At 44.2% G+C, this 6,954-nt stretch carries 11 protein-coding genes; all 11 read left to right on the top strand.

Annotation, left to right across the window (positions count from 1 at the left end; translation table 11 throughout):
* Window positions 1-843 precede the first annotated feature (843 nt).
* A complete protein-coding gene (locus F6K46_RS37175; RefSeq protein WP_293068076.1) occupies window positions 844-1,023 on the top strand; it encodes a hypothetical protein in 180 nt (59 codons plus the stop codon).
* 942 nt (window positions 1,024-1,965) lie between these two features.
* On the top strand, window positions 1,966-2,652 hold the full coding sequence (locus F6K46_RS37170) for a Uma2 family endonuclease (protein WP_293068079.1): 687 nt from the start codon (window positions 1,966-1,968) through the stop codon (window positions 2,650-2,652).
* 89 nt (window positions 2,653-2,741) lie between these two features.
* A complete protein-coding gene (locus F6K46_RS37165; RefSeq protein ID WP_293068088.1) occupies window positions 2,742-3,428 on the top strand; it encodes a Uma2 family endonuclease in 687 nt (228 codons plus the stop codon).
* 15 nt (window positions 3,429-3,443) lie between these two features.
* Window positions 3,444-3,605, top strand: a complete 162-nt coding sequence (locus F6K46_RS37160; protein ID WP_293068081.1) for a hypothetical protein — start codon at window positions 3,444-3,446, stop codon at window positions 3,603-3,605.
* Between the two features lie 10 nt (window positions 3,606-3,615).
* Complete coding sequence (locus F6K46_RS37155; RefSeq protein WP_293068083.1) at window positions 3,616-3,849, top strand: hypothetical protein; 234 nt, start codon at window positions 3,616-3,618, stop codon at window positions 3,847-3,849.
* Window positions 3,818-4,465, top strand: coding sequence for a Uma2 family endonuclease (locus F6K46_RS37150; RefSeq protein WP_293068091.1), 648 nt, complete (start codon window positions 3,818-3,820; stop codon window positions 4,463-4,465). The genes F6K46_RS37155 and F6K46_RS37150 overlap by 32 nt, the downstream gene beginning before the upstream one ends.
* Window positions 4,466-4,545: 80 nt before the next feature.
* Complete coding sequence (locus tag F6K46_RS37145) at window positions 4,546-5,025, top strand: hypothetical protein (RefSeq protein WP_293117962.1); 480 nt, start codon at window positions 4,546-4,548, stop codon at window positions 5,023-5,025.
* 112 nt (window positions 5,026-5,137) lie between these two features.
* Window positions 5,138-5,581, top strand: coding sequence for a hypothetical protein (locus F6K46_RS37140; protein ID WP_293068878.1), 444 nt, complete (start codon window positions 5,138-5,140; stop codon window positions 5,579-5,581).
* A gap of 22 nt (window positions 5,582-5,603) precedes the next feature.
* Window positions 5,604-5,930 carry a PqqD family protein gene (locus F6K46_RS37135; protein ID WP_293068881.1) on the top strand — a complete coding sequence of 109 codons (327 nt, stop codon included), beginning with the start codon at window positions 5,604-5,606 and terminating at the stop codon, window positions 5,928-5,930.
* Window positions 5,899-6,336, top strand: coding sequence for a lasso peptide biosynthesis B2 protein (locus tag F6K46_RS37130; protein ID WP_293068884.1), 438 nt, complete (start codon window positions 5,899-5,901; stop codon window positions 6,334-6,336). The genes F6K46_RS37135 and F6K46_RS37130 overlap by 32 nt, the downstream gene beginning before the upstream one ends.
* Before the next feature lie 2 nt (window positions 6,337-6,338).
* Window positions 6,339-6,869 (top strand): hypothetical protein, encoded by a 531-nt coding sequence (locus F6K46_RS37125; RefSeq protein WP_293068886.1) that lies wholly within the window; start codon window positions 6,339-6,341, stop codon window positions 6,867-6,869.
* The last annotated feature ends 85 nt before the right edge of the window (window positions 6,870-6,954 follow it).

Below are 6,954 nucleotides of genomic sequence, written 5' to 3'. Positions count from 1 at the left end.
ATTATTATTATAAGGTAAAAAAACAATAATTGAGATTCACAAAGTAGATTTTTTAGATGTTTTTGATATAATTTTGGTAGCATTTTCAATTGATAGGTCGTATTGACAATTTATGACCTATCTTTTTTTACCATAATTTGGTCAATTTAAGATATATCAAGGGTTACAGGGCGCTTGTCGCCCCCCCAGTGTCATGATAAAAAATAGCTATAGCATTTTATCACCTAATCAGGTACACAGGATTTTTTACCTCTTGCCTCTTGCCTCTTGCCTCTTGCCTGTTCTCTGTTCCCAGATCCGCTGTTCCCTGTTCCCCATGATGTTGACTTATGGGCTGTTTTTTGATAGTATCATTTACTGGGATTATTTTTTAATAAAATTCAAGTAAAAATTCAACAATTTTCTCTCAATAATTATATCAATTATTCTAATTATGAGGTATTTTGCTGATCCTTTTAAGCGAAAGGTCAGAATTAATAAGGTCTTAAATGCCATCAGCGCAATCAGCGCCAATAAAGACTTTACCTCATAGGTATAATTAATGCTATTTTCAAGCAATTTAGTAAATTGTCCTGAAATCTATAGGTTACTAAGAATACAGAATTAGTCCCTAACTAATCAGCACTTATTTTAGGAGTATTTTTCTGGTTTCTTTAGAAAAGTATTTTATAAGTAAACCAATTTATTACATCCCACATTCCGCAGGTTGACAGTGGTGCTGAGGTATTTTATTTAAGAGGCTAGAATCTTTATGCTGTAAGCATTTTACCATTTTTTGTCTCAAAGCGCGATCGCGCACTCTAATCCTTGCTGATTCTAGCGTTTGCTAGTCAAGAGAACATCTTGGCTAGTCAAAAATTTATCGATGCGATCGCCAACTCAGCAATGATCGCTAATCGGCTTTTAGGAGACCGAAGGCAGTCAGTCAGTCAACAACGAGGGACTCTCGCGCACCTCATGAAAAATTGGCTCAATCCTCATAACCCTGATTCTGCCTGCCTTTTAAAATATTGTCAACTCTAACGAGAACCTGCGGAATGTGGGTTACATAAATTATTATAGCCATTTTTCTTTTTTTTATTACTCAATTGTCCTGAAAAATATAGATTAATAAGAATAACTAATTGGGGGTTAACTACTAAGGTTTGATTGACTGATTTGTTTAAGAGATAATCGTAAACTATCAGCTATCAGCTATCAGTTATCAGCTATCAGCTAATGCGCTACGCGCACGCTACGCGAACAGTTATCAGTTATCAGCTAACCACTGACCACTGAACACAGTTGAGGAAACAGGCAAGATGCCTGTTCTACTGACTACTGACCACTAAAACTAAATACTAGCTAGTTCTTATAGCACTACGCATTAAGCTTAGGACATTCCTAAACTCTGAAACTTAGTCATAGCTTACTTCTGACTTCTGACTTCTAACTTCTGACTTGCGCGTAGCGCTATACTATCTAGTATTTAGTTTTAGGAGTGGGCTTCGATGGTCCTTTTGATCTCAGTCTCTCCCCACACCACTTTTCATTAGTTGTGATGTCAACAGCAGGAAAGTGATTAAGGGGGAGATTGTGTCTATTATTTTAGGGAGTAGGGAGTAGGGAGTAGGGAGCAGGGAACAGCGGATCTGGGAACAGCGGATCTGGGAGTAGGGAGAAGAGTTTTAGGGTGAGTTATCAGCTATTAGTTATCAGCTCTCAGCTATCAGTTATCAGCTATTAGCTGAATACTTACATTGTTCATGACCTATAGCGTTTCTCATAGCTATGAGGTACACAATATTTTTCACCTCTTGCCTCTTGCCTTTTGCCTTTTGCCTTTTGCCTCTTACCTGCTCCGTTCGCGTAGCGTGGCCTACGGCCTCAGTCCCTGCTCCCTAAAACCCAGACATTTTTACCTCACAAGTCGTAGAATTGCTATAAAATTGTAGATGTTGGTATAAATTTTATGGAGGAAGTCTTGTGGTGAAATCCCTTACTCCCGTAATAACTCAACTACCTATTCTGGAAAATGGCGATCGCTTAAGTAGAGTAGAATTTGAACGACGCTATGATCAAATGCCTGACATTAGGAAGGCGGAGTTAATTGAGGGGGTGGTTTACGTGGCATCACCAGTTAGGGTCAATAAGCATGGTCAACCTCATGCTAACATTATCATTTGGCTAGGTTTATATAAAGTGGCAACCCCTGGCATCATGCTGTGTGACAATTCTACAGTGCGGCTAGATTTTGATAATGAACCTCAACCAGATGCTTTGTTGCGCATTGAACAAGACAAAGGTGGACAGTCGCGAATTAGTGAGGATGATTACATTGAAGGTGCGCCGGAGTTGATTGTGGAGGTTGCCGCTAGTAGTGCTTCCTATGACCTCTATGATAAGCTGCGAGCCTATCGTCGGAATGGAGTGAAAGAGTATTTAGTTTGGCTAACCCAGGAGCGGGAGTTTCGCTGGTATGTGTTGCGCGAAGGGGAATATGTGCAGCAGCAGCCAGATGCAGGTATATTGAGTAGCCAGGTGTTTCCTGGATTGCGCTTAGGGGTGGAGGCTTTATTAGCTGGAAAGATGCAGCAGGTTTTGGCGGTATTGCAAGAAGGGATAGATTCCGAGACCCATCAAGAGTTTGTAGCGCGATTAACTTCTGTTTAAATCAAAATGCTATGCTCAAACTATCAGGTTCAACAGAGGACATGTACCACACTGACCCACCCCGTCCTGCCAGGGAAACCATGCCCACTATGTATGATCTACCTAGTGAAGACCCAGAGGAGCCTGGTTTGCCTGACGAATTTCATGACTTCCAACCCCAGCTATTGCGAGAAACCTGCCAAGCTCCCAACTACCCTAGGGAGGAAATGTTCATTGGTACAGACCTGAATTTATATTACCATAGCCGTAATTCGTTATGGCACAAGCGACCGGATTGGTTTCTGGTATTGGGTGTGACTCGCGCTCAACAACAACAAGACCTGCGCTGGAGTTATGTGGTTTGGCAGGAAGGAATAGCGCCATTTTTAGTGGTGGAACTCCTATCACCAGGTACGGAAGCGGAGGATTTAGGACAAACCCTAAGGTCTGCCAACAAGCCACCTACTAAATGGCAAGCTTATGAGCAGTATATGCGGATTCCTTACTATGTGGTTTTTGACCGTTATGATAACCAGTTGCGGGTGTTTCAATTAATGCCCATACAGTATCAGGAAGTAGAACTTTCTGAACCGAAATTTTGGTTTCCAAGACTGGAATTAGGGTTAGGCGTTTGGCAGGGGAAATATCAAGAAACAGAAGGGTTGTGGCTACGTTGGTATGATGACGCTGGTAATTGGATTCCAACTTCAGCAGAACGGGCTCAACAGGAACACCAACGGGCAGAACGATTGGCAGAACGGTTGCGTAGCCTTGGGGTCAATCCTGATGATTTGTAATATAGGGAGTAGGGAGTGGGGAGTGGGGAGTCGGGAGTCGGGAGTCGGGAGTCGGGAGTCGGGAGTCGGGTAAGCTATCAGCTATCAGCTATCAGCTATCAGCTATTGAATAAAAGGGTATTGCTGAGGGGCGCAATGAATATGAGCGGGGTGGGCATCCTGCCTGCCCAGAAATGAAACAGGCTTGATGCCGGTTCTACCGTTGGGACACTGGCAAGATGCCAGTTCTACACTTGCCAGTCTTCTCCCCTCTTCTCCCCCCTGCTCCCAATTCCCAATTCCCGATTCCCGATTCCCGATTCCCGATTCCCGATTCCCGATTCCCGATTCCCGATTCCCGATTCCCGATTCCCTGTTCCCTGCTTCCTACTCCCTACTCCCTTCCCTATATGTTGCCCACCATCACCCCAACCACTATTGATCTAGCTCCTGGGACTCAATTGCGGTTCCCAGCAACTTGGGAAGACTATGAGCAGCTGTTGGTAAAGCTAGGTGATCGGGCTAGTATTCGCATGCGATTTCGAGATAATCAGATTTTGCTCATGGCTCCTCTTCCTGAACACGGTAACCAAGCTGATATACTGACTGACTTAGTTAAAGCACTGCTACGGTATCAAGGAAGAGATTGGCAGAGCTTTGATCCGATTACCCTTCGGAAAGCGGGGATGCCTGGAGTGGAGCCAGATGCTTGTTTCTACATCCAAAATTATCAAGCAATTTTAGGAAAGCGACGACTAGACCTGAGCCAAGATCCACCACCGGATCTCGCCCTAGAAATTGACCTGACTTCAATTACTGATATTAACGACTACATTCCCCTAGCTGTTCCAGAAGTTTGGATTTACAAAGCTGACACAATTCACATCTATCGATTTGAAAGCGATCGCTATTTAGAGGTTCAAACTAGCCAAATTTTTCCAAATTTCCCGGTGAAAGAAACCATTCCCCAATACATTAATAGGGCATGGCAGTTTGGTTCTAGTGTGGCTTTGCGAGAATTCGTTCGACTTCTTGGGGAAGAAGGGAATAGGGAGTAGGGAGTAGGGAGTAGGGAGTAGGGAATAGGGAGAAAAGTTTCAGGGTAAGCTATAGCGCTACGCGCAAGGCAAGAGGCAAGATGCCGGTTCTACGGTTGGGACACTGGCAAGATGCCTGTTCTACAGTTGAGGCCACTGGCAAGATGCCTGTTCTACGGTTGGGACACAGGCAAGATGCCAGTTCTACGGTTGGGACACAGGCAAGATGCCAGTTCTACGGTTGGGACACAGGCAAGATGCCGGTTCTACGGTTGGGACACTGGCAAGATGCCAGTTCTACGGTTGGGATACTGGCAAGATGCCGGTTCTACGGTTGGGATACTGGCAAGATGCCAGTTCTACGGTTGGGATACTGGCAAGATGCCAGTTCTACGGTTGGGATACTGGCAAGATGCCAGTTCTACCGTTGCCATTTTTCTCCCACCTGCTCCCGATTCCCGATTCCCGATTCCCGATTCCCGATTCCCGATTCCCGATTCCCGATTCCCGATTCCCGATTCCCGATTCCCGATTCCCGATTCCCGATTCCCGATTCCCGATTCCCGATTCTCAATTCTTAATTCTTAATTCTTAATTCCCTGCTCCCTGCTCCCTGCTCCCTGCTCCCTGCTCCCTGCTCCCTACTCCCTACTCCCTACACCCTACACCCTACACCCTACCCTCTACTCCCTAATGACACCATCAACACCTCAAACCAAACGATGTCAACGCAACCGGAAGCGTTCTAAACGAAGAGCTATTTTATGTCCCATTCATGGTTGCTACCTTGATAGCGTTAGTCAAAAATATCGGTTGTTTGCTGACCGCCCAGGACAACTTCAGCAGCGTGGTGTTAAACAAAAATATGCCTTGATGCTGATAGCCAGTAAAACCACGGTAGCTCTGGAAGGAGAATGGCTAGAGGCTTTTTGGTGTAGTCAGTGCCAGGAAACCAAGTGGTATCACGTGTGCAAGAGTGGCGATCGCATTTATAAGGTATCTTTGGCTCCTGCTGAGTTATGGCAGCAGGTAACAGGGGTGATTGATCCGAATGGCAACTCTTCAGTGGGAGAGTTTACCCGTCGCCAGTCTAAACGGATTGGTTTTTATGGGGTTAAAGATTTTGGTGCAATTTAATTGTATTTACGAATAACTAGATATGATGACTTTTAGTGGTGAAAATTCCCAGTCTTGCCTCGTAGTAGCAGCTAAAGATCAATTTGCTTGTGATTTAACGGCTGAAGAAGTAGTCATTCTTGATTATAAATCTGGTGTTTATTACGGGTTAACTGAAGTTGGTGCGAGGATTTGGCAATTAATCCAAAAGCCCCAAAAAGTGGCTGATATTAGTGCTGTAATTGTAGAAGAATACGGCGTTACTCCTGAAGTTTGTGACTCAGATATCGTCTCTCTGCTGGAAAAAATGCACACTAAAGGACTAATCGAGGTCATTGATGAAGCATCTGTGGAAATTGCTCAACCTTAGCCCTAGACTTTATCTGCTCTTGGTAAAAACATTTATGATGTTACTGTTAGTTCGGGTAGGGTTGAAGTTTTTATCCTTTCAAACCTTACACCAGGGCTTAGAACAGATAAGTCACTATCGTTTTACTCACACAGCAAATCTGGTTAAACTTAATCACATCCTGTGGGCTGTAAACAGAACTAGCCGTTATATGCCAGGGAAAGTCAAGTGTTTAGCAAGGGCTTTAACAACCTATACCTTAATGGTTCAGTATGGCTATGTTCCTCAATTACGTATTGGGGTTGCTAAGGGAGAATCAGGACAGCTAGAAGCTCACGCTTGGGTGGAAAATCAGGGCTTAGTTGTCATTGGTCAATTGCCGGATTTAACTCGTTTCAAAACCCTACCATCCTTAGGAAAGCATTAACCATGAGTGGTATTGTTGGAATTTTTGATCTTGACGGTTGTGCAGTAAAGCAAACCGATCTCAGCCAGATGTTAGATACCTTAGCCCATCGGGGAACTGACGGAGCTAATGTTTGGTGTGAGGGAGAGGTGGGATTTGGTCATCGGATGTTGTGGACAACACCGGAGTCTTTGCTAGAAGTCCAACCCCTAGTGGATTCTGACCGTAATTGTATTTTAACCGCTGATGCTCGCATTGATAATCGGGATGAGCTAATTACTACCTTGGAATTAGCAGAGCAAGAGCCGGAAAAAATTACCGACAGCGATTTAATTTTAGCCGCCTACCACCGATGGGGAAAGGACTGTCCACAATATCTGTTGGGGGATTTTGCTTTTGCCATTTGGGATCAGTCTCAGCAACAGCTGTTTTGTGCTAGAGATCATCTTGGTGTTAAGCCTTTTTACTATTATTATCAACCACAGCAAGCATTTTTGTTTGCTTCTGAGATGGTAAGCATTCAGGTGATGGGGTTGACAAAAAGGGAAGGATGAGTAGTAGTGTAGAACCATGGAAATCAAACCGCCAGCTATCCCAAATAGCTTTGAAGCTCTGGAACTGCTGCCCCAATCAGTTCTG

The sequence above is a fragment of the Moorena sp. SIO3E8 genome, from assembly GCF_010692445.1.
GTDB lineage: Bacteria > Cyanobacteriota > Cyanobacteriia > Cyanobacteriales > Coleofasciculaceae > Moorena > Moorena bouillonii.
Note: the sequence above shows the minus strand (reverse complement) of the source record. Positions and strands in the feature narration are given on the sequence as shown.

Excerpts from the sequence above, each read along its gene's own strand:
- F6K46_RS37165 (WP_293068088.1), top strand. The coding sequence starts at position 2,742 with ATGTATGATCTACCTAGTGAAGACCCAGAGGAGCCTGGTTTGCCTGAC.
- F6K46_RS37155 (WP_293068083.1), top strand. The coding sequence starts at position 3,616 with ATGCCGGTTCTACCGTTGGGACACTGGCAAGATGCCAGTTCTACACTT.
- F6K46_RS37150 (WP_293068091.1), top strand. The coding sequence starts at position 3,818 with ATGTTGCCCACCATCACCCCAACCACTATTGATCTAGCTCCTGGGACT.
- F6K46_RS37145 (WP_293117962.1), top strand. The coding sequence starts at position 4,546 with ATGCCGGTTCTACGGTTGGGACACTGGCAAGATGCCTGTTCTACAGTT.
- F6K46_RS37140 (WP_293068878.1), top strand. The coding sequence starts at position 5,138 with ATGACACCATCAACACCTCAAACCAAACGATGTCAACGCAACCGGAAG.
- F6K46_RS37135 (WP_293068881.1), top strand. The coding sequence starts at position 5,604 with ATGATGACTTTTAGTGGTGAAAATTCCCAGTCTTGCCTCGTAGTAGCA.
- F6K46_RS37130 (WP_293068884.1), top strand. The coding sequence starts at position 5,899 with ATGAAGCATCTGTGGAAATTGCTCAACCTTAGCCCTAGACTTTATCTG.
- F6K46_RS37125 (WP_293068886.1), top strand. The coding sequence starts at position 6,339 with ATGAGTGGTATTGTTGGAATTTTTGATCTTGACGGTTGTGCAGTAAAG.